This window comes from Myxococcus sp. XM-1-1-1 (genome assembly GCF_020037095.1).
GTDB classification, from domain to species: Bacteria; Myxococcota; Myxococcia; order Myxococcales; family Myxococcaceae; genus Myxococcus; species Myxococcus fulvus.
On record NZ_JAIQDH010000002.1, the window covers coordinates 345,174 to 369,477 of the forward strand.

General features: G+C 70.3%; 17 protein-coding genes. 9 read left to right on the forward strand and 8 right to left on the reverse strand.

The genetic code is table 11. From position 1 onward, the window contains the following. Positions 1-28: 28 nt before the first annotated feature. Complete coding sequence (gene ligD / locus K8640_RS05455) at positions 29-2,692, reverse strand: DNA ligase D (protein ID WP_223746099.1); 2,664 nt, start codon at positions 2,690-2,692, stop codon at positions 29-31. A 202-nt stretch (positions 2,693-2,894) separates the two neighbouring features. Here ligD and K8640_RS05460 point away from each other — a divergent pair, with 202 nt between their 5' ends. From K8640_RS05460 to K8640_RS05495, 8 genes are all read left to right on the forward strand, one after another. Continuing rightward, on the forward strand, positions 2,895-3,212 hold the full coding sequence (locus K8640_RS05460) for a PQ-loop domain-containing transporter (RefSeq protein ID WP_141323359.1): 318 nt from the start codon (positions 2,895-2,897) through the stop codon (positions 3,210-3,212). 122 nt (positions 3,213-3,334) lie between these two features. Next, positions 3,335-3,820, forward strand: coding sequence for a ferritin-like domain-containing protein (locus K8640_RS05465; RefSeq protein WP_141323361.1), 486 nt, complete (start codon positions 3,335-3,337; stop codon positions 3,818-3,820). A gap of 98 nt (positions 3,821-3,918) precedes the next feature. Then, positions 3,919-5,388 carry a hypothetical protein gene (locus tag K8640_RS05470; RefSeq protein ID WP_223746471.1) on the forward strand — a complete coding sequence of 490 codons (1,470 nt, stop codon included), beginning with the start codon at positions 3,919-3,921 and terminating at the stop codon, positions 5,386-5,388. Positions 5,389-5,454: 66 nt separating this feature from the next. Beyond that, positions 5,455-6,963, forward strand: a complete 1,509-nt coding sequence (locus K8640_RS05475) for a hypothetical protein (protein WP_223746100.1) — start codon at positions 5,455-5,457, stop codon at positions 6,961-6,963. A gap of 66 nt (positions 6,964-7,029) precedes the next feature. Further along, complete coding sequence (gene hutF / locus K8640_RS05480) at positions 7,030-8,412, forward strand: formimidoylglutamate deiminase (protein ID WP_223746101.1); 1,383 nt, start codon at positions 7,030-7,032, stop codon at positions 8,410-8,412. 57 nt (positions 8,413-8,469) lie between these two features. Continuing rightward, positions 8,470-9,603, forward strand: coding sequence for an acetylornithine deacetylase (gene argE / locus K8640_RS05485; RefSeq protein ID WP_223746102.1), 1,134 nt, complete (start codon positions 8,470-8,472; stop codon positions 9,601-9,603). 72 nt (positions 9,604-9,675) lie between these two features. Beyond that, positions 9,676-10,263 (forward strand): flavodoxin family protein, encoded by a 588-nt coding sequence (locus K8640_RS05490; RefSeq protein ID WP_223746103.1) that lies wholly within the window; start codon positions 9,676-9,678, stop codon positions 10,261-10,263. A 181-nt stretch (positions 10,264-10,444) separates the two neighbouring features. Next, positions 10,445-11,353 carry a DUF2167 domain-containing protein gene (locus K8640_RS05495; protein ID WP_223746104.1) on the forward strand — a complete coding sequence of 303 codons (909 nt, stop codon included), beginning with the start codon at positions 10,445-10,447 and terminating at the stop codon, positions 11,351-11,353. Between the two features lie 58 nt (positions 11,354-11,411). On the opposite strand, the gene mfd is transcribed toward K8640_RS05495, so the two are convergent. Continuing rightward, positions 11,412-15,005 (reverse strand): transcription-repair coupling factor, encoded by a 3,594-nt coding sequence (gene mfd, locus K8640_RS05500; protein ID WP_223746105.1) that lies wholly within the window; start codon positions 15,003-15,005, stop codon positions 11,412-11,414. 235 nt (positions 15,006-15,240) lie between these two features. Between mfd and K8640_RS05505 the strand changes: the two genes are divergently transcribed. Then, positions 15,241-16,713 carry a PAS domain-containing sensor histidine kinase gene (locus K8640_RS05505; RefSeq protein ID WP_223746106.1) on the forward strand — a complete coding sequence of 491 codons (1,473 nt, stop codon included), beginning with the start codon at positions 15,241-15,243 and terminating at the stop codon, positions 16,711-16,713. A gap of 31 nt (positions 16,714-16,744) precedes the next feature. Here K8640_RS05505 and K8640_RS05510 read toward each other — a convergent pair whose 3' ends face one another. The 6 genes from K8640_RS05510 to K8640_RS05535 form a co-directional block, all read right to left on the reverse strand. Then, complete coding sequence (locus K8640_RS05510; RefSeq protein ID WP_223746107.1) at positions 16,745-17,056, reverse strand: hypothetical protein; 312 nt, start codon at positions 17,054-17,056, stop codon at positions 16,745-16,747. A 69-nt stretch (positions 17,057-17,125) separates the two neighbouring features. Beyond that, entirely contained in the window at positions 17,126-17,449 is a 324-nt protein-coding gene (locus tag K8640_RS05515) for a c-type cytochrome (RefSeq protein ID WP_046711179.1), read from the reverse strand. A 48-nt stretch (positions 17,450-17,497) separates the two neighbouring features. After that, a complete protein-coding gene (locus tag K8640_RS05520) occupies positions 17,498-18,133 on the reverse strand; it encodes a prepilin-type N-terminal cleavage/methylation domain-containing protein (protein ID WP_223746108.1) in 636 nt (211 codons plus the stop codon). Positions 18,134-18,140: 7 nt separating this feature from the next. After that, complete coding sequence (locus K8640_RS05525; protein WP_223746109.1) at positions 18,141-19,352, reverse strand: PilW family protein; 1,212 nt, start codon at positions 19,350-19,352, stop codon at positions 18,141-18,143. Further along, on the reverse strand, positions 19,349-19,864 hold the full coding sequence (locus K8640_RS05530) for a hypothetical protein (protein ID WP_223746110.1): 516 nt from the start codon (positions 19,862-19,864) through the stop codon (positions 19,349-19,351). Before K8640_RS05530 ends, K8640_RS05525 begins: the two co-directional genes overlap by 4 nt. Continuing rightward, positions 19,861-24,273: a pilus assembly protein PilY gene (locus tag K8640_RS05535; RefSeq protein WP_223746111.1), complete on the reverse strand. Its 4,413-nt coding sequence runs from the start codon at positions 24,271-24,273 to the stop codon at positions 19,861-19,863. Before K8640_RS05535 ends, K8640_RS05530 begins: the two co-directional genes overlap by 4 nt. Between the last annotated feature and the right edge of the window lie 31 nt (positions 24,274-24,304).

The following is a 24,304-nucleotide window of genomic DNA, read 5'->3' on the forward strand; positions in this document are numbered from 1 at the left end:
GAAGGGGAGCGGCGAGCGGCCGGGCGTGTCAGTCCGGCAGCCGCTGCGGATGCTTCAACGCGGGAGCGAACAGGTCTCCCACCTTGTCCAGGCGCTTCTCGAGCGTGCGGAGGTTGAAGCGCGCGGGGTCGAGGCGTCGGGTGACCTCGCTCCACTTCAGGGGCGCGGAGAAGGGCGCGCCCTCCTTGGCCCGGAGGGAGTAGGGCGCGACGACCGTCTTGCCGCGCGCGTTCTGTCCCGCGTCCAGGTAGAGCCGGCCCTTGCGCGCGCGGATGCCGCGCACCGTGGTGGCCAGCTCACCCAGCCGCGCTTCCAGTGCATGGGCCAGCGCGTCCGCGTGCGCCTGGACCTTCGCGTACGTGTGTCCGGGGGCCAGGGGAATCATGACGTGCAGGCCGCGCTTGCCGGAGGTCTTGGGGTAGCTGTCGAGGCCCTGCTCCTCGAGCAGTCCGCGCAGCGCGAGCGCCACCGTCACCACGTCGGACCAGCCGCCCTTGCCCGGGTCCAGGTCCATGGCCAGGAAGTCGGGCTGCGAGAGCCTGGGCGCGCGGCTCAGCCACATGTGGAGCGTGAGCGCGGATTGGTTGGCGAGCCACAGCAGGGGCTCCTCGCCGTTCACGTTCACGTGGCGCAGCGTCTTGTCCAGGTGGCGCACGCGCTGGGTGGGCACCCACGCGGGGATGCCCGACAGCTCGTGTCGGAAGAAGCCCGGCGCCTGGATTCCCGCGGGCCACTGCTGCACGGAGATGGGGCGGTCCTCGAGGACGGGGACCATCAAGGGCGCGACCTCTCGGTAGTACTCGAAGACATCCGCCTTCGTCAGGCCGGCCTCCGGGAAGAGCACGCGGTCCCCGTGCGTCAGCGTGGCGTGCCCGTCGCGCGACGAGGGCGGGGAGGTGCGCGCGGCCTGGGCGCGCGGTGCGCTGAGCGAGCCCGTCGAGTGACGTTGTCGTGAGCCGCCAGCGGAGGCCGTGCGCCGCGAAGCGCCACGCACGGGCGCGGCGGCGCGGCGCTGTCTTGTGCCAGCCGCCGTGGAGGTCTCATCCGAGGTCTTCCGTGCCCCTCGCGTGGCAGGCGCGGGACGCTCACGGACCACCTCCGTCGGAGCCTTGTCGATGCGCAGCCCCTGGTACACGGGTTGGCGCAGCCGGCCGTCCTCGGTCCACTCGCTGAAGTTCACCTGCGCCACGTGCCGGGGCTTCACCCACACCGCGCCCTTGCGCGGCTTCGCGTCCACGGCCCCGGGCTTGCGCACCACGTCCTCGTCGAGCAGCCGCCGCAGCTCGCGCCGGTCCTTCGACGTGAAGCCCGTGCCGACCTTGCCCACGTCGTGGAAGCCGTCCTCGCGATGCACCCCGACGAGCAGCGCGCCGAGCTCCGTCCTGGAGCGCTCGTTCTGGATGGGCAGGTACCCGAGGATGACCACCTCCTGTCCCGCCACCACCTTGAGCTTGAGCCAGTCGCCCGAGCGCGTGTCCACGTACGTGGAGCCTCGCCGCTTCGCGATGAGCCCCTCCCAGCCCTTTCTGCGCGCCTGGTCCAGCGCGCGCTTCATCGGAAGCTCGATGCGCTCCGAGAGCTGAAGCGGGAGCCGCGCGTGCTTCATCACCCGCTCCAGCCGCGCCCGTCGCTCCTCCAACGGCAGGCCGCGCAGGTCCTCACCGTCGAGCCACGGGATGTCGAACACCACGAAGCGCTGCTCCACGCCCTCCAAGCCCTGCTGGAGCAGTTGGAAGCGCGAGCGGCCCTTCGCATCCAGCGCGACGATTTCGCCGTCCAGCACCACGTCCTTCACGCGCAGCCCGCGCAGGGCCTCGGCGAGCGCGGGGAAGCGCTTCGACAGGTCATTGCCCCGCCGGCTCCGCAGCGCGAGCTTGCCGCCCACGAGCGCCGCCAGCGCGCGGAAGCCGTCGTACTTCACCTCGTAGACGTGCGTCGCGTCGGTGACCTCCTCCGGCACCGACAGGCGCGCCAGCATGGGCGCGCCCAATCGCTCCAGCAGCTTCGCCGGCGTGCGAGGTGTCGCCAGCGCACGAGGCTTGCGCTGCTTCGTGGACGTGGTCGTGACCTCCCGCGCGCGCGACGCGGGCCGCTTCCTCGCGCCCCGCTTCACCGGGCCCCGCGTCTGGACCTGTCCGCTCTTCACCGACTCGGGCCGCTCCGTGGTGATGTCGAGCGAGGGGTCCGCCGTCTCGTCCTTCGTCTTGAAGAGCAGCCACTGCGGCTTCTTCGCGCTCCCCCGGAGCCGGGTGCGGATGAGGTGCCAGCGCCCCCGCAGCTTCTCGCCCTGCAGCTCGACGTGGAGCCGCCCGTGCTCGCGCTGCGCGTGGGCCTGTCCCGGAGGGACCGTGTCGAACGTGCCCCGGTCCCAGAGCAGGGAGTCCCCACCGCCGTAGGCATCGTCGGGGATGTGTCCCTCGAAGTCGGCGTACGCGAGGGGATGGTCCTCGGTCTCCACCGCGAGCCGCTTGTCACCCGGGTCGTAGCTGGGCCCCTTGGGCACGGCCCAGCTCGCCAGCGCGCCATCGACCTGCAGACGCAAGTCGTAGTGGAGGCTGGTGGCATCGTGCTTGTGCACCACGAAGACAGGCGCGCCGTCCGAGGAGGCCGGCGCCTCCGGAGCGGGCTCCGGGGTGTGGCGGAAGTCCCGCTTGCGGCGGTAGGTCTGGAGTCGTGTGCGTGCGCGGTTCACGACTCAACGGTCGGCATCCAGGAAGCCCATCGCAATGTCGACCGCGCCGTCCCGCGTCGAGCGCCCGCGTCACCTGCATCCGAGCGGGCGACCCGACAAGCCCCGGCCACGTCGCCTGGACAGCGGGGTCTCCATGAGCCTCCGAGGAATGCGCAGCTGTCGCCGTGCCCGCACATGCGCATCTGTACGCGGGAGGCGCTGCATGGGCATCGAGGCGGTGGGGTGGTTCAGTTCCTTCATCTTGTTGCTGACGTTGGGGACGCAGATCCACAAGCAGTGGAAGACCGGCTCCAGTGAGGGCGTCTCGCAGTGGCTCTTCCTGGGGCAGATCACCGCCTCCGTGGGCTTCACCACCTACAGCGTGCTGGTGGGCAACTGGGTCTTCGTGGTGACCAACGCGCTGATTCTGCTGAGCGCCCTGGTCGGCGAGCTCATCGTGCTCAAGCACCGCCGCGCCGAGCGTCGGGGCGCCCGCGGCGAGGGCTCGCTGCCGCTGCGCCCCGCGCATCCCCGCTCCTGAACCCACCTCCAGGCCGCCTGCCCGGTGTCGGAGCGGCCGGGCCGAGGCACTGGGGGACGGGTTGGCTCGTGGGAAGAGGCTTCTCACATTGCCTGCGGTCCCTAGGCTTGGAGGATGTCGACATGGCCGAGAAGTCCGAGGTGGCACGCCTGCGCAGCCTTGCGCAGCTCGACGCGGACGCGGTGGGCGCCTATGACGCGGCGCTCGCGCGCATCCCGGAGCCGCTGGTGCGTGAGCGGCTCGCCGAGTTCCGTGCCGACCACGTGCGCCATGTCCGGGAGCTCAACGGCTTCATCCACCACTTCGGAGGCGCACCGCTGGACCTGAGGCCCGACTTGAAGGGCGCGGCGATGAAGGGCCTGACGGCCATGTCCAGCCTGATGGGCACCGAGGCCGCGCTGGTGGCGATGCTCGGCAACGAGGAGTACTCGAACCGCTCCTACGACGTGGCCCTGCGCTTCGACTGGAGTCCCGATGTGCGCCTGCTCATCGAGCGACACCGCGAGGACGAGCGCCGTCACATCCTGTGGATCCGCGAGGCCGTCCGGACCCGCCCCTGGGAGAAGGAGCGCGCCCCGCTGCACGAGGGCTCCGAGGTCCAGGCCTGACCCGGGGCCCGCACCTGGGGCGGACTTCCCCCGGGCGATATGCCAGACGTGTGCCGCCGTTCTAGGCTCCCGGACAAGGACTTCCGGGAGGCAGCATGGTGCGGTCCGCCGTCGTCGCGGTGCTGGCAGGTTTGTTCGTCATGGGCTGCGCGGCCCATCGCAGTGATCTGGACTACCCGGACCGGGAGGCCATCTACGACCGGCCGCTCGAGGAGATGTGGCCGGAGGTCCAGGGATTCTTCACCCGCAACCAGCTGCCCTTCCGCGAGGACAAGGGCAGCCGGGTGCTGGAGACGGAGTGGCGGCAGGAGTTCGGAGGCTCGAAGATCTCCGGCTTCTTCCACCGCTACCTGGTGGTGGGCCGGCGGGAGACGCCCACGACGAGCAAGCTTCAAATCTTCCGCATCACCAAGAGCCGGAACAAGACGCTGCAGAACCCGGCCGTGCAGATCGACTGGGGGGTCAGCCGCAACCTGAACGGCGGGGCCGACTCGGAGACGCCCGGCCTGAGCTCGGAGGACTTCGAGGACCGGCTGGCGGAGCCTCGTGGGGAGAACGCCTTCTTCGCCGAGTCCGCGCAGGGCCAGCGCGACATGGTGATGGAGTGGCGGGTGTTCCGCGAGGTGGCGCCGCTCCTGTCGAAGGAAGAGAACGCGCCCAAGCAGGTGCAGGTGGCCAAGGCCCCCAACGCGAAGGAGGCGCCGTCGCAGATGGCGGTGGAGTGCGGCCTGCCCATCATCGGCCTGGGCAAGAAGGCGAAGCCCGGCACGGTGATGCTGCTGGGCGAGATGCACGGCACGCAGGAGGTGCCGCGCTTCGTGGCGCAGATGGCGTGTCAGGCGGTGGTCGCGGGGCTGCCGGTGACGGTGGGACTGGAGCTGCCGCTGGAGAACCAGGGCCGCGTGGACACGTTCCTGGATAGCCCGGGCGGCGAGGACGACTGGCTCAAGCTGATGGAGGCGCCGTTCTGGCGCAGCCCGTACCCGGATGGGCGCGGCAGCGCGGCCGTGGCGAACATGCTCGAGCACCTGCGCCAGCTGCGCTCGCAGGGCCTGGACGTGGATGTCTTCGTGTTCGACCACCCGAAGGCGAACGGGCAGCAGCGTGAGGACGCGATGGCGGCCACGGTGGCGCTCCAGGTGGAGGCGGGACCCAAGCGCTTCCACGTGGTGCTGTCGGGCAACATCCACTCGCGCACGAAGAAGGGCCTGCCGTGGAACAAGGACCACCGGCCCATGGGCTATCTCCTGAAGGAGAAGCTGGACGACGTGGTGGCGCTGGACATGGCGTACGACAGCGGCACGGCGTGGATCTGCTCGGTGGACAGCAAGGGCGTGCGAGACCGCCTGGACTGCGGCGTGCGCGACGCGAAGGGCAAGAACAACGGCGAGCGCTACTTCGTGCACACGTGGGACTCGGCGAACGCGGAGGGTTACCACGGCGTGTTCTACGTGGGCGCGGTGAATGCCTCCGCGCCGGCCATCCGCGTGGGTGACAGCGGCCCTGGCAAGGAGGGCAGCAAGAACCCCTTCACGCCCGAGGCGGGGAAGGTCGCGTCGTCGAGGTAGTGCCGGGCGATATGTCCGCCCTCCCGCTCGCGTTTCCCGCTCTGGAACGTGATGTCGGGAGGGTGGATGCGCTCGGTTCTTTACGCGGTGTTGTTGTTGTCGACGTGGGTGGGGCTGGGGTGCGCGGCCCACCGCAGTGACCTGGAGATTCCGGACCGGGAGGCCATCTACGACCGTCCACTGGACGAGATGTGGCCGGAGGTCCGGGAGTTCTTCACCCGCAACGAGCTGCCCTTCCGCGAGGACAAGGGCAGCCGGGTGCTGGAGACGGAGTGGCGGCAGGAATTCGGAGGCTCGAAGGTCGCGGGCTTCTTCCACCGCTACATGGTCGTCGGCCGGCGCGAGACGCCCACGACGAGCAAGCTTCAAATCTTCCGCATCACCAAGAGCCGGAACAAGGCGCTGCAGAACCCGGCGGTGCAGCTCGACTGGGGCGTCGGGCGTGGCGTGGGGCTCAAGGGCGGGGACGGTGACATGGGGGCCACGGACGGAGAGAGCTCGGTGCTGACCAGCACCGAGGACTGGGAGGAGGTCATCGCGGAGCCGCGTGGTGAGAACGCCTTCTTCGCCGAGTCGGGGCAGGCGCAGCGTGACCTCCTGATGGAGTGGCGGGTGTTCCGCGAGGTGGCGCCGAAGCTGGCGAAGGAAGAGAACGCGCCCAAGCCGGTGCAGGTGGCCAAGGCGCCCAAGGCGAAGGAAGCGCCGTCGCAGGTGGCCATCGAGTGCGGCCTGCCCATCATCGGCCTGGGCAAGCAGGCCAGGCCCGGCACGGTGATGATGCTGGGTGAGCTGCACGGCACGCAGGAGGTGCCGCGCTTCGTGGCCCAGACGTCCTGCCAGGTGACGGTGGCTGGAACGCCGGTGACGGTGGGATTGGAGCTGCCGCTGGAGAACCAGGGGCGCGTGGATGCGTTCCTCGACAGCCAGGGCGAGGAGGGTGACTGGCTCAAGCTGATGGAGGCGCCGTTCTGGCGCAGCCCGTATCCGGACGGGCGCGGCAGTGAGGCGATGGCGAACATGCTGGAGCAACTGCGTCAGCTGCGCTCGCAGGGACTGGACGTGGACGTCGTCGTGTTCGACCACCCGAAGGCGAACGGGCAGCAGCGTGAGGATGCGATGGCGGCCACGCTCATCCACCAGGTGGAGTCGGCGCCCAAGCGCTTCTACGTGGTGCTGTCGGGCAACATCCACTCGCGCACGAAGAAGGGCCTGCCGTGGAACAAGGACCACCGGCCCATGGGCTATCTCCTGAAGGAGAAGCTGGACGACGTGGTGGCGCTGGACATGGCGTACGACAGCGGCACGGCGTGGATCTGCTCGGTGGACAGCCAGGGCAAGCGGGACCGGCTGGACTGCGGCGTGCGTGAGACGAAGGGCAAGAACAACGGCGAGCGCTACTTCGTGCATACGTGGGACTCGGTGAACTCGGAGGGCTACCACGGCGTGTTCTACGTGGGCTCGGTGAACGCCTCCGCGCCCGCCGTGCACCGGGGGCTGGGGCGTCCGGGCGCGGATGACAACTCGAATCATCCGGCTCCCGACGAAGGCTGGAAGCTGGCGGAGTTCGGGCGCTGACAGCGACGCGGGCGGACCGCGTCACGGCTGCTGCGTGGCCCGGTCCGCTGACGTACGCTCGGCGGGGTGAGCGACATCACTGTCTACCAGCCGGACTTCCTGTACGTGGGAGGCCGGCTCATCGAAGGGGGCGCCCTGGCCGTGGGCGCCGATGGCCGTATCCTCGATTCGACCGCCGTGCCCGCCGGGGCGAGCGTCGTGCGGCTGCGAGGCCGCGCGTTGTTGCCGGGGCTCGTCAATGGCCACTCCCACGCGTTCCAGCGGCTCATCCGCGGGCGCACCGAGTACGTGGTCGCCGGGCACGAGGCGGATGACTTCTGGAGCTGGCGCGAGGCCATGTATCGCGCCGCCGAGTCCCTGGGGCCCGACGACGTCTACGTGGCCTCCCGTCAGGTCTTCGTGGAGATGGCGCTCGCCGGCATCACCACCGTGGGTGAGTTCCACTACATCCACCACCAACAGGACGGCACTCCGTACGCGGACCGGAACGTGCTGGCCAAGGCCGTCATCCGCGCCGCGCGGGACGCGGGCCTGCGCATCTGTCTGCTCCGCGTGGGCTATGCGCGCGCGGGCTTCCAGGTGGCGCCCAATCCCCGGCAGCGGCGCTTCATCGACCCGGACGTGGACACGTTCCTCGCGTCGGCGGAGTCGCTCGCGAGCGAGGTGAAGGGCGACGCGGCGGTGAGCGTGGGGCTCGCGCCCCACAGCGTGCGCGCGGTGCCGAAGGGCTGGCTGGCCGCCGTCGCCAAGGCGCGAGGCTTCCCCGTGCACATGCACGTCGCCGAGCAGCCCAAGGAGATTGAAGCGAGCCTCGCGGAGTACGGCCGCCGGCCCGTGGAGCTGCTGTCGGACCTGGGGCTGTTGGGGGCGGGCTTCACCGCCGTGCACGGCGTGCACCTGACGGACGAAGAGGTGTCCATGCTGGGCGCCGCTCGCGCGACGGTGTGCGCGTGTCCCTCCACGGAGCGCAACCTGGGGGACGGCATCGTCCCCGCGGACGCGCTGGTGAAGGCGGGAGCGCACATCAGCCTGGGCTCGGACAGCCAGGCGCACGTGGACCTGCTGGACGAGGCCCGTCAGCTCGAGGGGCACCTGCGACTCTCCCGGCTGCGACGCTCGGTCCTGGACCCGGGAGGTGGACAGGTCTCCGGCCTGGGCGCGCGGCTGCTGGACATGGCCACCTTGGATGGTGCGCGCTGTCTGGGGCTGTCCACGGGGGCGCTGACGCCGGGGGCGCTGGCCGACTTCTTCACGGTGGACCTGGGCCATCCGTCGCTCGTGGGCGCGGGGCCGGAGTCACTGCTCGTCTCCATCGTCCTGGGCGCGGAGAAGGCGGCGGTGCGCGAGGTGGCGGTGGCCGGGCGGCTGGTGGTCCGGGACGGCGTGCATCCGCTGGCGGAGGAGAGTGGACGCGCCTTCCAGACGCTCGCGCATTCGCTGTATCGCTGACGGGGGCTGGCGCCTGATGCCGGGCGATGGCATGACGCCACGACGGAGGAAGTCTTCATGAGCGACACGCTGCCCGCGCTGCGGGCCACCCTGGCGGAGTTGGTGGCGATGGACACCACGTCCGCGCGCCCCAACGCCCCGCTCATCGACTACGCGCAGGCGCGGCTGGAGAAGGCCGGGTTCAGCGCGGAGCGTCAGCGCTACACGGACGACGCGGGCGTGGAGAAGGTGAACCTGGTCGCGGTGAAGGGCGGTACGGGCCGGGCGGCGCTCGCGCTGGTGGGGCACTCCGACTGCGTGCCGTATGACGCGGCGTGGACGGACGCGCTGAAGCTGACGGAGAAGGACGGCAAGCTCTACGCGCGCGGCGCCTGTGACACGAAGGGCTTCATCGCGTGCGCGCTGCACGCCGCCGAGCGGGCCGAGAAGCTCTCCGCGCCGCTGATGGTGGTGCTCACCGCGGACGAGGAGATTGGCCTCATTGGCGCGAAGAAGCTGGTGGCCGCGGGGCTGGGCCGTGCGCGACACGCCATCGTCGGAGAGCCCACGAAGCTCACGCCGGTGCGCGCGAACAAGGGCTACTGCCTGGCGGAGGTGGAGGTGCTCGGCAAGGAAGGGCACAGCGCGTATCCGGACACGGGCGCGTCGGCCATCTTCCGCGCGGGCCGCTTCCTCAACCGACTGGAGCAACTGGCCACCACGGTGTTGCGCGAGGAGCTCGACGAGGGCTTCCAGCCGCCCTTCACCACGGTGAACGTGGGTGTCATCCAGGGTGGCAAGGCGAAGAACATCCTGCCGGGCTCGTGCCGCTTCACGGTGGAGTGGCGGCCGATTCCGGGGCAGCCCACCGAGCGCGTGTCCGAGCTGCTGGAGTCCATCCGCCAGGAGCTGGTGCGTGACGAGCCCGCGTACGAGGCGCGCATCCGCGTGCTGCGCACGGACCGGGGTGTGAACACGCGCGCGGACGCGGAGGTGGTGCGCTTCCTGGCCGAGGCCAGCGGCAACGCGTCCACCACGGTGCCCTTCGGCACGGAGGCGCCGCAGATGACGGAGCTGGGCGCGGAGGCCGTGGTGTTTGGCCCCGGCGACATCCGCGTGGCCCACCAGACGGGCGAGCATGTCCCCATCGAGGACCTGATTCGCTGCGAGGCCGTGCTGGCCCGCGCCGTCGCGCACTTCTGCGGCAAGTGAGCCTGGGGCCCGTGCGAGGAGCGACCGCCTTCGTTATGAAGGCCCGGTCGCTCCTTCTCCCGGACCCCCGTCATGCACTCCCGTCGACTCCTCTTCCTGCTCTCCAGTGCCCGTGAGAACGGCAACGCGGAGCAGCTCGCCCGCAAGGCCGCGGAGTCCCTGCCGGACGGCACGGTGGCGGAGTGGGTGAACCTGGAGCGTTACCGGGGCGAAATCTTCAAGGACCTGCGTCACTCCCCCGGAGGCTACACGCAGCCCCTGAGCCCCGAGCTGTGGGACCTCGCCCAGCGCACGGTGTCCGCCGACGAGCTCGTCTTCGTGGCGCCGGTCTACTGGTATGGCCTGCCCGCCAACGCGGTGTCCTACCTGGAGCATTGGTCCCACTGGCTGAGAATCACCGAGCTGCGCTTCCGCGAGCGCATGCGCGGCAAGGTGCTCTCGCTGGTGACCTCCCACTCGTCCGAGGAGGACGACGCCGTCGCCCAGCCCCTGCTCAAGAGCCTCCAGCTCAGCGCGGACTACATGGAGATGCACTGGCGCGGCGCGCTCATCGGCCACGGCAACACGCCCGGTCAGGTGCTCCAGGACACACGCGCCGTCACGGCCGCGCGCGACTTTCTCGTGCGTCCCGTGGTTGTCGCGAAAACCGAAGCTGCCTGAGTCTGTCCCCCGCACCGGCGCTGATTTGACGCGTGCTCCGACGCGCCGCTAGGTTGCCGCGCCTTTTGGCCCGGGGGGCCCGCCGCGCATGTGCGTCGAGCCGCGCGCGGCATCGTCAGCCTCGCTGACGCTTCACGTCCCTCCGGCCGATTGTGTCTGGAATCCCTGGAGGGGGAGCTCAATGCAGTGTCGACGTGGGTTGTTCGCGGTGTTGTTGCTGGTGGGAGTGAGCGCGTGGGCCCGGGCCCCCGAGCAGCAGGAGGCCGCCGAGGCGGCGGAGGTGGCGGCCCCGGCATTGCCCGAGCTGCACCCGCGCACCGGCGTGGTGGTGCTGGGCAACGGCCTGGCGAAGATGAACGTCCCCTCCAACTTCGGCTACCTGTCGCCCGAGGACGCGGAGAAGGTGCTCGTGGAGGTGTGGGGCAATCCTCCGGGCACGAAGACGCTGGGCATGCTGGTCCCCTCGGACGTGAGCGTGGACTCGCCGGAGGGCTGGGGCGTCGTCATCCAGTACGACGATGACGGCCACGTGGAGGACAAGGACGCGGCCAGCATCGACTACGCGGAGCTGCTCGAGGAGATGCAGGAGGGCACGCGCGAGGAGAACAAGGAGCGCACCCGCGCGGGCTTCGAGGCCGTGGACCTGGTCGGCTGGGCCGCTACCCCGCACTACGACGCCAGCACGCGCAAGCTGTACTGGGCGCAGGAGCTGGCCTTCGGTGGCTCCAAGGAGCACACGCTGAACTACGCCGTCCGCGTGCTGGGCAAGGAGGGCGTGCTGGTCCTCAACGCCGTCTCCAGCATGGTGGCGCTGCCCCAGGTGGAGAAGGACATGAAGCAGGTGCTGGCCTTCACCGAGTTCCAGCAGGGCCACCGCTACGAGGACTTCGACCCCAGCACCGGCCGCGTCGCCGCGTATGGTGTCGCGGGTCTGGTGGCGGGCAAGGTCGCCGCCAAGGCGGGGCTCTTCAAGGGCCTGCTCGCGGTGCTGCTGGCCGGCAAGAAGGTCGTCATCGCCGGTGTGGTGATGCTGTTCGTCGCGCTGGGCAAGCTGTTCAAGCGCGGCGGCAACAGCGACGGCACGCCGTAGTCAGCTCCGCGTGTGAATCCAGGAGGCTCGGGACTTCGTGTCCCGAGCCTCTTCGCGTTCAGTTCCTCGGCAGCGAGCAGTGGTCCAAGTCGCGGAGCACCTTGCGCGCCTCGGCGATGAGGTCGTGTCCCTGGGTGCCCTGCGCCACGCGGGCGATGAGCTTCATGTCCGGCGTGAGGCGGTAGTAGCCCTTCGAGCGCTGCACCAGCCCCGCGACCTTCGGTCCGTCGAGCAACGCGTCCGCGCCCAGCGTCACCACCAGCCGCTGCGGCCCCACCTCCAGGCCGCGCAGCCGGAGGTCGCGCATGTCGATCTTCAGCAGCGTCAGCTCGGACAGGTGGTCCACCTCGTCCGGGGCCTCGCCGTAGCGGTCCACCAGCTCCGCGCGCAGGTCCGTCACCTCGTCCGGGTGGCTGGCCTGGCTGAAGCGCTTGTAGAAGACGAGCCGCTGGTGCACGTCCGCCACGTAGTCGTCCGGGATGAGCGCGGGCATGGGCAGCGTGACGTCCGGCTCAATCTGCACCTTGGGCGGCTGGCCCTGCAGCTCCGCGACGGCCTCCTCCAGGAGCTGCGCGTACATGTCGAAGCCAATCTCGGCGATGGCGCCGGACTGCTTCTCGCCCAGCAGGTTGCCCGCGCCGCGAATCTCCAGGTCGTGACTGGCGATGGAGAAGCCCGCGCCCAGCTCGGTGAAGTTCTGGAGCACCTCCAGCCGGCGCTGCGCGTCGCGCGTCACCGCCCGGCGCGTGGGCACCAGCAGGTACGCGTACGCGCGCTCCTTGGAGCGGCCCACGCGACCTCGCAGCTGGTAGAGCTGCGCCAGGCCGAACTGGTCCGCCCGATTGACAATCATCGTGTTGGCGCTGGAGATGTCGATGCCGCTCTCGATGATGGCCGTGCACAGCAGCACCTGGTGCTTGCGCTCGGTGAACTCCAGCATGACCTTCTCGAGCTGCCCCTCGCCCATCTGGCCGTGCGCCACGCCGATGGACAGCTGCGGCACCAGCTCGCGCAGCTGCTGCTCCATGGAGGGCAGCGACTCGACGCGGTTGTGCACGAAGAACACCTGACCGCCGCGGGCAATCTCGCGCTCAATCGCCTCCTTCACCACCTGCGGGTCGTACTTCATCACGAAGGTGCGGATGGCGCGCCGGTCCTGCGGCGGCGTGGCGATGATGCTCATGTCGCGCACGCCCGACATGCTCATGTGCAGCGTGCGGGGGATGGGCGTCGCCGTCAGCGTCAGCACGTCGATCTGGGAGCGCCACTTCTTCAGCGACTCCTTCTGCTTCACGCCGAAGCGCTGCTCCTCGTCGACGATCATCAGCCCCAAATCCTTGAAGGCCACCTCGCCGCCCAACAGCTTGTGCGTGCCGATGAGGATGTCGACCTTGCCCTCCTTGGCGCGCTTGAGGATTTCGCGCACCTCCGGCGGCTTCTTCAGGCCGGAGATGACCTCCACCGTGACGGGGTAGTCCTTGAAGCGCTTCTTGAAGGAGAGGAAGTGCTGCTGCGCCAGCACGGTGGTGGGCACCAGCACCGCCACCTGCTTGCGGTCCAGCGTCGCCTTGAAGGCCGCGCGCATGGCGACCTCCGTCTTGCCGTAGCCCACGTCGCCGCAGACCAGCCGGTCCATGGGCTCCGGCTTCTGCATGTCGGAGAGCACGTCCTCAATCGCCTTGGCCTGGTCCGGCGTCTCCTCGAACTCGAAGTCCGCCTCGAACTGGGCGAAGTAGCGGTCCGGCGCGCTGAAGGCGTGTCCCGGGTGCGCGCGGCGCGAGGCGGCGATTTGCAGGAGCTCGGCCGCCATCTTGAGCAGCTGCTCCTTGACGCGCTTCTTCGTCTTCTCCCAGCTCGTCGTGCCCAGCTTGTCGAGCTGGACCGTCTCAGGATTGCCGCCGGTGAACTTCTGGATGAGCCGCATGCGGCCCACCGGCAGGTAGATTTTGTCCCGGCCCGCGTACTCCAGGACGAGGAAGTCCCCGGGCACGCCGTTCACCTGCATCTTCGTCAGGCCCGAGTAGCGGCCGATGCCGAAGTCGGTGTGGACGATGAGGTCGCCTTCCTTCAGGTCCTTGAAGCCCGCGGCGAACGCGTCCAGCTTCTTGCCGCGCTTGACGCGCCGACGCGCGCGGACGCCGAAGATCTCCTCGTCCGACAGGAGCGCCAGCCCGCCCCCGCCGTCCACGAAGCCCTGGCTCACCTCGCCCGTGAAGAGGTGCGCCCAGACGGACGGCTCGTACAGCGCCGACGCGTCCTTCATGGGCTCGGTGTGCACCTTCACCATGACGTTGCGGTCGAGCAAGAGCCGCTTGAGCCGGTCCGCCTGGCTCAGCGTGCCGCACGCCACCGCGCACGCCACGCGCGAGTCGCGCCAGCGCTGCAGCCGCTCGACCAGCGGTTGCAGCGCGCCCTCCTCGCCATGGTGCGCGAGGATGGCCTCCCGCAGGTCCTGCGTGCCGCCGAACTGGAACAACACCGGCGGCTTCTCCGACTGCGTCAGCGACAGCCCACCGCCCTCGACGACGCGATAGGCGGACAGCTGCTGCTCCACCGCGTCGCGCGACAGGAAGTGCTCGGCTGGCGGGCACACCAGGTCCTTGCGCTCCTCGGCCTGGGCGAAGGTGCGCTCCAGCTCCTCCCACAGCGCGTCCGCCGCGCGCGACAGCTCCAGCGGATCGTCCAGGTAGAAGACGGGCCCCTCGGGGCTCCACGCGCGCAGGAAGTCGAACACCGTGGCCAGCCCACCCTCGAACAGCCCGGGGAGCAGCCCCTCCAGCCCGAAGCCGGGCAGGCCCTCGCGCAGCGCGTCCAGCCGCTCGCGCAGCTGGATGGTGGGCAGGTTGATGCGGTCGGCGACGGCGCGCGCGGCGGCCTCCGCGCGGGGGCGGGTGTCCTCGGTGAGCAGGAGCTCCCGCGCGGGCACCAGGTCCACTTCCTTCAGCGCGTCCACCGTGCGCTGCGACTCCGGGTCGAAGGCGCGGATGGAGTCGATGGTGTCACCGAAGAACTCCAGGCGCACCGGCTTGTCGTAGAGCGGGCTGAAGACGTCGAGCAGCCCTCCGCGCACGGAGAACGTCCCCACGTCCTCCACCATGGGGCTGTTCTGGTAGCCCATGCGCGAGAGCTTCCGCGCCAGCGCGTCGCGGTCGTACTCCTGGCCCACCGTCACCCGGTCCGTGAGCCGGGCCATGACGTCCGGGCGCAGCATGCGGCGGTACAGCGCGCGCAGGGACAGCACCAGCACCGGGAAGCGCGTGCCCCGCGCCAGGTGGTACAGCGCGCCGATGCGCTCGGTGACCACGGCCGCGTCCGGGGACAGCTCGTCGTAGGGGAGCACCTCGTCCGCGGGCAGCCGCAGCACCCCCGGCTCTCGCAGCGTGCCCGTTCCGCCCAGGAAGAAGGCCAGGTCGGAGGCCAGGCTGTCGGCCGCCTCCTCGTCCGCCGCCACGCACACCAGCGGCGCCCTCGCCTCGCGATGCAGCCGGGCGAGCACGTGGCCCCGGGCCGCGCCCTTCAGGCCCTGGGTGCGTGTGCGCTGGCCTGCGCGCAGCTCCCCGAGCAGCCGGGAGAAGGTGTCCGCCGCCACGAGAGGCACGCCACCGTCCCGCGCCGCCTCGCCATCCAACCTCTGTGTGTAAGGACTGTCCATGAGTGGACCCCTGAGGGCCCCGGGGTAATTAGGGGCGCGCCCCTGACAGGTCAACGACAGAGCGCGTCGCCTGTCGTGTGTCGGAGCCGACGCGGCCCGGAGTGCTGTGTCCGCCACGAATCAGCCGTACCGGGGCTGGGTTGGCCGCATGCCTGGGGCAGGGCCTACTCTTCCTCAAGGCATCGCTGGGGGGTGCCACACGCCAGCCATGCAATCCGGCCGTTGGAACAGGGTGATGAGCGGGGCGGGCGCGCCCCCCTCCGAAGCCGTGGTGGTGCTGCGCAGCGTCCGTTCCGCTGAGCAGGGCATCCTGGACTTCGAATGCGTCTCCGCGAACGTGCACGCGGAGCGCTGGTTGGGGCGCGAGGAGCGCTCCCTGGTGCGCCAGCGCCTGCTCGAGGAGGCCGCGTGGGTGGGCGAATGTGGCCTCTTCGCCGCCTGTGTCCGGGTGGCCGTGCGGCGCGAGCCCGAAATCATCCGCGTCTCGCGTCAGTCCTCCGTGGGGCCGGTGTGGCTGCTCGCCCGCGTGTCCCCGTGGGAGGACGGCGTCGTCGTCTTCCTGGAGGATTTGACGGAGCGGATGGCCGCCGAGGAGACGCTGCGAAGAGACCATGACCTGCTGCACGCGGTCATCGAGAGCGCCACCGACGCCATCTACGTGAAGGACGTGGACGCGCGCTACGTGCTCATCAACCCGGCCACGGCGCGCGCCTTCAACCGGGCGCCGCAGGACATCCTGGGGCGCACGGACCTGGAGCTCCTGGGCCAGGACATCGCCGGGCCCACGCTGGCGCACGACCGCGCGGTGATGGAGTCGGGCGTCACCGCCACGTACGAGGACTCCGAGGGCGGCCCGGGCAGCGACCGCATCTGGCAGACGACCAAGGGCGTGCTGCGCCGGGGCGACGGCACCGTCTACGGCCTGTTCGGCATCAGCCGGGACGTCACCGCGCGGCGCCGCCAGGAACTGGAGCGGGACGAGGAGGCGCGCTTCCAGGAGCGCTTCATCGGCGTGCTGGGACACGATCTGGGCAACCCGCTGGCGGCGGTGCGGCTGTCCGCGGCGGCGCTGCTCGCCCAGCCGACGCTGACGCCGGAGGTGCGACGGGTGGCGACGCGCATCGACGGGAGCGCCGAGCGCATGGCGCGGCTGGTGAAACAGCTGCTCGACTTCACCCGCGCGCGCATGGCGGGTGGCATCCCCTTGCGTCCGCGCGAGGTGTGCATGGAGTCGGTGTGCCGGCGCATCATCTCCGAGCTGGAGCCGGCCCATCCGGACCAGCGCGTGGACCTGGAGGTGGTGGGGGACTCGCGCGGCGTCTGGGACGAGGAGCGGCTGGGGCAGGTGCTCTCCAACCTGGTGGGCAACGCCCTGCAGCACAGCCCCGCGGGCACGTCCGTGCGCGTGCGGCTGGCGGCGAGCGAGCCACTCTTCCAGCGGGTGGAGGTGCACAACGTGGGGCCGCCGATTCCGGAGTCGCTGCGCCCGCGCCTGTTCGCGCCCTTCCACCGCGGCACGCCCGAGCCGGGCATGCCCAGGCCGCATCGCCACGGGCTGGGGCTGGGGCTCTACATCGTGTCGCAAATCGTCACCGCCCACGGTGGGTGGGTGGACGTCGCGTCCTCGCAGGAGGCGGGCACGTGCTTCGCGGTGACGCTGCCCCGGGTGGCTCAGTCCCAGGACGAGGCCCAGACGCGCTGGGCCTGAGGGACGAGGCCCAGACGCGCGGTGGTGTCGGTCAGTACCGGGCGTAGCGCGCCGCGGCGCGCAGGCGCAGCATGTCGTTGAGCGCGCCCGGGTCCACCAGCTCCAGCGCCGCCGCCCCGCGGAGGCCGCGGTAGCGGTAGTCCTCCTCGTCCTCTTCGCCCTTGTCCTTGTCCTTGTCCTTCCCGTCGCCCTTGTCCTTGCCGTCATCGGGGCGCAGGGACAGAGGCTCGGGCCGGGAGAGTCCCGGCTCGATGCGCGGGGTGCTCAGCGCGTGGGCCTGCACGGAGGTGAAGACGCCCGCGAGGGCCAGGCAGAAAACGAAGAGGGTCGAAAGGGTCTTCATGAGGGGGCTCCGTTTCTCTTCTCGGCAAGACGCGAGCCCGAAACGGTTATTCAGCCCCGAGGCCCGTCCCTATTTGGCCTTCATGGTGCGGATGTATCCCACCAGCGCGTCGATCTGCGCGGCGGTGAGCTTGTCCTTGAAGGCCTTCATCTTCGTGTTGCGCGGCGAGCCGTCGGCGATGGCCACGCGGATGTCCGCGTCGGACTGGGCCGCCTGCCAGGCAGGCTGGCTCATGTCGGTGATGGACTCCTTCTTGCCCATCTTCGTGTCCGCCTTGCCGGTGTCGCCGTGACAGGACTTGCACTTGGCCTTCCACACCTCGACGACGTCGTCGGCCGCGTGGGCGGCGGGGGCCAGACACAGGCTCATCATCAGGGCGAACCGCTTCATCATCGTCACTGCCTCCTTGGGAGGCCCTGACTGTGACATGGAACGCTGGCTTCAGGGAGTGCACCCGGCGGCGGTGGGCTGAAGCTCGCAGTCCATCAAGGTCGGGTTCCCGGTGAGTGCGTCCACCTGGAGCACGCGGTCCGGCACGGCCGGGTCCTGAGGCCCGCGCTTGCGGAGGATGCGCAGCGAGCCCGTCACCGGAGCCGTCCCCTCCGGGTCGCACATGGTGGAGCCCCGGGGGGCGACAGGGCGCGCGGTCTCTCCGAGCCAGCACAGGCCGTGCAGGCTGGAGACGTCCAGCTCGGGGGACACCGCGAACGCGTCCCCCACCTGCGCGCAGGTGCAGCCGGACGTGCCGCACGCGGCGGTGAGGCACTCGGTCCGGGGGCATTGGGAGCCCCAGGTGTCCCCGGGCGCGCAGTCGGGCTTCTCCCAGCGCAGGGCGGGCTGGCTGACGCCGTTCTCCACCGTGGTGGTGCGCATGAGCCGCACCGCCTGCCGCGTGCTCCGGGCCTGCTGCCGGGCCTCCTGCGCGGCCAGGAGGATGGAGCGCGAGGCGGCGCCGGCGCGCTGGTTGCGCGTGAGCGCCTGGTAGCCCGTGGTGGCCAGGGCCGTGAGCAAGCCGAGGATACCGAGCGCGACCATCAGCTCGATCAACGTCATGCCGTGTCGTCGTGTGACTTGCATGGTGGTGTCAGCCCCCGGCGTAGCCGAAGTTGCGCGGCGTCACGCGGATGAGGAAGTGGCGTCGCTTGTAGCCGTCGTCGGGGTTGCCCTCGTCGTCGTCGGGGAGCGTCCCCGCGTCGGGCGACCCGCGCGCGGCCTCCCGGTCCGGCCGCGCGGAGCGCGCGGTGATGAGCAGCTCCACCACGCGCACGCGTCGCATCAGCTCGTCCCGCGCGCTGCCCGGTCCGTAGTCCAGCGCGCCCATGGTGCCCGCGTCGCCGGGGATGAGGCCCCAGCACCGGGTGTTGGTGCACTGGTCGATGGGCGGACGCTCGGTGTCCGGGTCCGGGAAGTAGCGCAGCGGGTCGCTCGGGTTCTCCAGCGTGGCGACCCCCAGGCGGACACGGAGCTGTTCAATCTCCTCCGACAGCACCCGGAACTCCTCGGGGCCCAGCGAGCCGTCCGGGTCCAGCTCCAGGGCGGGCCGCCCCTGGCGCCAGTTGACGCGGTAGATGCGCGAGGTCACCGGCATGAGCAGCGGGTCCTCGTCCTGTCCCTGGACCTCCCATAGCGCGGAGGCCGTCGGGTTCGTGCAGAAGCTGGTGGCGTTGAACGCCGAGGCCCCCGGCGCACCCACGGTCCAGGCGATGTTCCTGGAGTCGGTCTCGCCCGCGACGGGGACGTTGCGCGCGGCCTGGGCCACGCCCACGCACGCGCCCCGGACGGACGGGTCCGCGGCGACGAGCACGCTGCCCGTGGGCAGGCCCGCGTCGGTGCCCGGTGGCGCGAGCGTTCTCAGACACAGCGGCGAGGTGCCCGTGAAGCGCGCGTCGTAGGTGGTGGGGCAGGCGCGCATCCGCAGCGCGCGCGCGCTGTCCGCCTCGAAGATCTCCAGCACGTCCGAGCGGAGGTCCGTGTAGGCGCCGCCGGGCGGCACGTAGCCCGCGGAGGCCCCCGCCTGGCTGGTGACATGGATGGCGTAGCGCAGCTCCCCGGGGGCGCCCCCCAGGTAGAGCGGTGCGCTGCCGAAGCCCTCTCCCGCGCGCTGGAGCACGGGGGTGAACAAGTCCCGCGCCGCGCGCGCGGCGTTCTGCGTCTCCATGGTGCGCTCCTCCAGGAAGCTGCGCCGCTGGAGCCAGGTGCCCGCGGAGATGGCGCCGGCGATGACCACCAGCGCGATGGTGGTGGCCATCATCAGCTCGATGAGGCTGAAGCCTCGGGTGTCGGGCGTGCGGGTCATGGCGTCATCCGGGTCTGCAGGGCCACCGCGCGCAGGACCTTGTCCGGGTCCGTCCAGCTCACGGTGACGCGCACGTTGACGACGTTGGCCAGCCTCAGGCCGGGCAGGACGTCCCGGGCCAGCGACGGTGTCCCCGCCTCCTCGCCTTCCATGGGCGGGTCCACGTCCACCGCGACGTCGTACTTCATCCGGACGGGCTCCCCCGCGACGGGGGCCAGGTAGCGCGGCGTGCCATTGGCGCTCCACCACACCTCGTGCCGGTCTCGGTCCAGCGCCTCGATGTTCTCGCAGGGGCGGCCGGGCGCGGGGGTGGCGCACCGCATCGCGGTGATGCGCTCCATCTCCTGCTCCGCGATGAGGCCCGCCTGGGCCTGGATGAGGTTGCGGCGGTTCTGCTTCGCGGAGGCGAGCACCGCGAGCGCGATGCCGAGGATGCCGAACACCACCACCACCATGGTGGCCATGGCCTCCAGCAGCGTGGCGCCGCGACGCGAGTGACGAAGCGGCTTCACGGGACCACCCCCTGGATGTTGCCCGTGGTCTTCACGTCCCAGATGAGCGTGCGCGCGGTGCTGCCCTGGCCGGTGCCCGTCTCGTTGTTGAAGACGCCCGAGCCGTTGTTCACGATGTCGAAGCCGCCGTTCTTCTGGATGATGACCTTCTTGTCGAAGATGAGCGGCTGGGTGAGGCTGTGTCCCTCCAGGCTGGTGCCGCTGCCCGGTTGCGGGTCTCCGGTGGCGCCGTTGAAGGCGTAGCGCAGGCCGCTCTCGTCGGCGTCGAGGCTGCACTGGCTGGCGGAGGTGCCCACGGCGGTGGACGTGTGCACGACGCCGTCCTCGTCCACCGAGATGCCGCCCCACACCACCTGCCGGGGCCCGAGCTTCTGCACCCAGGCGACGCTCCTCTGCGTGCACCCGGCCGTCAGCGGCTTGGGGTCGACGAAGGCCATCACGTGGTAGCGGGGACGCGGGTCGCGGTCCACGTCCTCGCCGTCGAGGTCCGGGTTGTTGCCCGTGCCCAGGTAGATGCGCACGGAGGTGCTCGAGCCCGTGCGCTCCTGTCTCACGGCGATCTGCGAATACAGGCCCTGCCTCGCGGCGTCGTCGACCACCCGGTTGGTGGCGGGGTCCTTGTCGGCGCGCGCGTCGGCGATGACACACGCGGGGATGGCCGAGCCCAGCGGGCGGCTCACGTCGATGTCGCGCAGGTTGATGCGGAACACGCGGGCCCGCGTCGTGGGGACGTAGATGACGTCGTAGTTGCTGTCATCGTCCACGTCCATGGCCACGGGGGCGCCGCCGACGCCCTCGCCCTCGTCACCCAGCACCACCACGCCCGCCAGCTTCCGCTTGAGCGCGGTCTGCCCCGCCTGGGCCACCTGGATGGGCAGCCCCGTCTTCACGTCGATGAGGTACAGCGCGGCGCGGCCGCCCGCGTTGCGGGGCGAGTAGTCGGACGCGAACGCCGCCACCCACTTCTTGCCGCCGCGCGCGCCGAAGTCCATGCGCACCAGCAGCGGGTTGTGCCGCGAGCCGCTGGTGTCGGGGCGCTGGGGGAAGTGATCCTCCAGCAGCTTGCAGGTGCTGCTGGTGCCCGTGCACGGGTCTCCCGAGGTGTTGAAGCGGTCTCTTTGCACGTCCAATTCCCAGAGGACGCCGGGGTAGCCGGCCGCCGTCTCCGTGGGGCGGGTGACGTCCAGCGCGAAGAAGACGCTCTGCTGGGGGCCGGTGGGGCTGACGAGGACGGTCTTCGCGCCCGTGCGCTCACCGGGCTGGGTGCTCAAGCGCCACGGGGTCCCCTCGGCGGGCTTGTGGCCCGTGTCCGGCAGGTACTCGGTGCCTGAGCGCAGGTCCACCACCGTCACCGCCGGAGACGCGTCCACGGTGGCGCGCTTCGTCTTGTCGGGGTTGCGCACGTAGTTGTCCGCGAAGAACCGCAGGAGCTTGCCGGGCACGTACGAGTACAGCTCGCTGCCCGTGCCGTACTCGCGGCTGGCGGAGCAGCCGGAGGCGTGGGCGAAGTACCCGCGGAAGTCCCGGAACGCCGTGCAGGAGTCGTCCCCCGAGCGCAGCTCGCCGAGCGACAGGGCGTGCATGAAGCCCGTGGTGCTGCCGATGAAGGCCGCCGCGCCGCGGGTCTTCATCACGTTGGCGCCCATGAAGGTGTTGCTGCGGAACGCCTCCTGCTCACCGAGCGTCGCGCGCTTCACCCAGGTGGGCTCGCTGGCGGGGCCGACGATGGCCGCCGTGGACAGGTTGATGCCGCCCATGGGCCAGGTGCGCCGGGTGACGGGCTGGCCCCCGGGCACGGTGGAGTAGCTGTTGTCCTCCCACCCGTACAGCCAGTTGCGCAGGACGTTGCGGTCCTGCTTGTCGCACAGGCCATCCTGGTTCAGGTCGTAGCGGCGGTTCAGCGTGGTGGCGCAGAAGTTCCGGGCCTCGTCGTTGGTGTTGGGGGTGGTGGGGAACAGGGGGCTGGTGTTGTCGTCCTGGCCGGCCAGGGCCGCCACCGTGGTGCGCGCGGCGGTGGTCGCGGTGGGGGAGCTGGTGAAGAGCTGGCGGTCACCGGGCGAGGACGTCCGCATCAGGAGGTTGAGCCGCTGGCCACCGTCCCACTGGTTCCAGTCGTCCGCTTCCGTGTTGGCGCGGTTGGGCCGGTCGGGCTCGTAGAGCCGTCGCAGGTAGACGTGGCCCCGCTCGGCCACGTCCAGGCGCTGGTCGTAGACGCGCTTGGAGGGGTAGAGCGGGTTGCCGGAGGACTGCTCGTACCAGGGCTCGGGCGTGTACCAGGTGCGACCCGGTGTCTCCGACACGCCGAGGATGACGGTGTTGGCCACGCCCAGGCTGGCGGCGCGGCCGTACTGGCCCGCCTTCTGCGCCTTGTAGGAGATGTTCACGTTGGCGATGGTGGGCTGGCAGGACTCGCCGGGGCTCTCGAAGATGGCGCGCCAGCACAGCTGCGAGCCGGTGTAGCCCTGCTCCAGGAAGTCGCTCACCGTCCGCGTGATGTTCACCCGCGTCCCCGGATTGGAGGTGGCGTCCGGGAAGGGCATCGTCAGCCAGTGGGCGGCGGGGTTGAGCTGGAAGTCCGGGTTGGTCGTCTCGCACCGGTCCACGCACACCTTGCAGTCCAGCGACACCTGGTAGGTGATTTGAGGCTTGGGCTGCACGTAGCCCTCGGGCAGCGGGTTGGGCGCGGGCGGCAGGCAGTCGCTGGGCTGGTTGTTGAGCCGGTAGTAGGGCTGGTCCTCGATGGTCATCTCGACCGAGGTGATGGTGTAGTCCTGGGCCACGTCGAGCGGGATGCTGGAGACGACGTCCGACTTGAAGATGCCGTTGTTCTGTTTGTTGATGAGGACGACGGTGTCGTTGTACGTGCGGTCACCGCCCGAGTTCTGGTCCTCCCAGCCGAGAATCCAGACGCGCGGGTTGTCCACGGGCGCGCCCACCAGCGTGTGCGCGGCCCGCTGGAAGTAGGAGTTCACCGTCTGCGTCTGGGGCGCGTTGAACCGGACCTGGCCGTAGGTGGGCGTCTCCAGGCGGTCATAGGCGACACTGTTGAGCCAGCCTCCCCGGAGCTCCTTCTGGGTGACGACGTTGCCCGTGGATTGATGCAGGTCGAGGTTGAGCAGCGTCTTGGTGAACACGATGTTGATGTCGCCGTGCCCCCACAGGTCACACTGCAGCCGCTGGACCCCATTCCGGGTCACCGTCTTGGTGATGAAGCAGGTGTCCGTCGCGTCGCCGTAGATCTGCTCCACGTACGTGACGAGGAAGAAGACGATCTCCCTGCCGCCCTGGATGCGCCCCATCTTCTTGCGGCGGTCGTCCTCGTTGGGGGCCTCCAGGGGATTTCGCCCGGGGATGAGCACGCCCCGGTCATCGAAGGCGCTCGCCTTGTAGTCGGGCAGGCCGTCCTGGTCGTCGCCCAGATTGCTGTCCCAGACGGGCCCCACCTGGGTCCTCACCCCGTTGACCTCGCGCCAGGCCCAGCGGGGCTGGAAGCACTCGGAAGTGTCGGAGTTGCCGTTGAGCCCGTTGATGGGGCAGTGGTTGCCGTCGTCGTCGGTGGACAGGAAGACGAGGTGCCCGATGCCCTGGCCGCCGTTCTCCACGGAAGGCGGCTCGAGCAGGTTGGGGATATGCGGGAAGGCCCCCCGGTCGCTGAAGTAGCTGTCGAGGTTGGTGGGGTTGCTGTGCATGTAGTCGTCGCTGTTCAGCACGCCCGCGCGGTGGTCCAGGACGCGTGCGCCCACCACGCTGGTGTCCATGGGGCGTGCGCCGTAGCCGTTGTCGCTGTCGTCGGGCCAGCGGCGGGGGCCCTGGTTGGCCCTGTAGGTGCTGGCCGCACTGCAGGGGCCGGTCAGCAGGTCCGGCTCACGCAGCCGCACCGTGGTGCCGTCGGCGCGCGTGTGCAGGAACGTCTTCGCCTGGGCGCCGCACCGCGGCCCCTCGCCGATGTATTTGTCGGGGTTGAGGTTGTAGAGGTCCTCGTGGAAGTCCGGCACCCCGTTGTTGTTCCTGTCGAGCAGGACGTCGTCGTTGGGGTCTTCCGAATTCTTCGGGTCGATGTACCGCGCCGTGACGAGGTCGTCGTAATAGAACCAGCCCAGCGTGTTGGACGCGCCGTTGCCGGCCTTGTCGTGCACGAGGAGCGCCTCGAGCTCCTGGTCGAACGGCAGGATGATGCGCTCGGGGTCCAGGATGCTGCGGTTGGTGTTGAGCCGCAGCTTCTTGTCGGGCGTCAGGATGATGGCGGAGGGCGTGGAGCCGGCATCCAGGGTGAACTCCGGCTGTTTGTCCTTGCCGGTCTCGTCGATGCAGGGGTTGTAGGAGACGGTGGTGCCGCCGTCCTGGGCGAGCGCCGGGAACGCGGCGAGGAGCGCCAGCGCGGCGATGAAGGGGAGTCGTGGGGACGACATGGGAAGTCCTGGGGTGGGGTGCGGGAAAAGG

Coding starts and splice junctions, on each gene's coding strand:
- K8640_RS05460 (WP_141323359.1), top strand. CDS start 2,895: ATGGGCATCGAGGCGGTGGGGTGGTTCAGTTCCTTCATCTTGTTGCTG.
- K8640_RS05465 (WP_141323361.1), top strand. CDS start 3,335: ATGGCCGAGAAGTCCGAGGTGGCACGCCTGCGCAGCCTTGCGCAGCTC.
- K8640_RS05475 (WP_223746100.1), top strand. CDS start 5,455: ATGCGCTCGGTTCTTTACGCGGTGTTGTTGTTGTCGACGTGGGTGGGG.
- argE (WP_223746102.1), top strand. CDS start 8,470: ATGAGCGACACGCTGCCCGCGCTGCGGGCCACCCTGGCGGAGTTGGTG.
- K8640_RS05490 (WP_223746103.1), top strand. CDS start 9,676: ATGCACTCCCGTCGACTCCTCTTCCTGCTCTCCAGTGCCCGTGAGAAC.
- K8640_RS05495 (WP_223746104.1), top strand. CDS start 10,445: ATGCAGTGTCGACGTGGGTTGTTCGCGGTGTTGTTGCTGGTGGGAGTG.
- mfd (WP_223746105.1), bottom strand. CDS start 15,005: ATGGACAGTCCTTACACACAGAGGTTGGATGGCGAGGCGGCGCGGGAC.
- K8640_RS05505 (WP_223746106.1), top strand. CDS start 15,241: ATGAGCGGGGCGGGCGCGCCCCCCTCCGAAGCCGTGGTGGTGCTGCGC.
- K8640_RS05510 (WP_223746107.1), bottom strand. CDS start 17,056: ATGAAGACCCTTTCGACCCTCTTCGTTTTCTGCCTGGCCCTCGCGGGC.
- K8640_RS05515 (WP_046711179.1), bottom strand. CDS start 17,449: ATGATGAAGCGGTTCGCCCTGATGATGAGCCTGTGTCTGGCCCCCGCC.
- K8640_RS05520 (WP_223746108.1), bottom strand. CDS start 18,133: ATGCAAGTCACACGACGACACGGCATGACGTTGATCGAGCTGATGGTC.
- K8640_RS05525 (WP_223746109.1), bottom strand. CDS start 19,352: ATGACCCGCACGCCCGACACCCGAGGCTTCAGCCTCATCGAGCTGATG.
- K8640_RS05535 (WP_223746111.1), bottom strand. CDS start 24,273: ATGTCGTCCCCACGACTCCCCTTCATCGCCGCGCTGGCGCTCCTCGCC.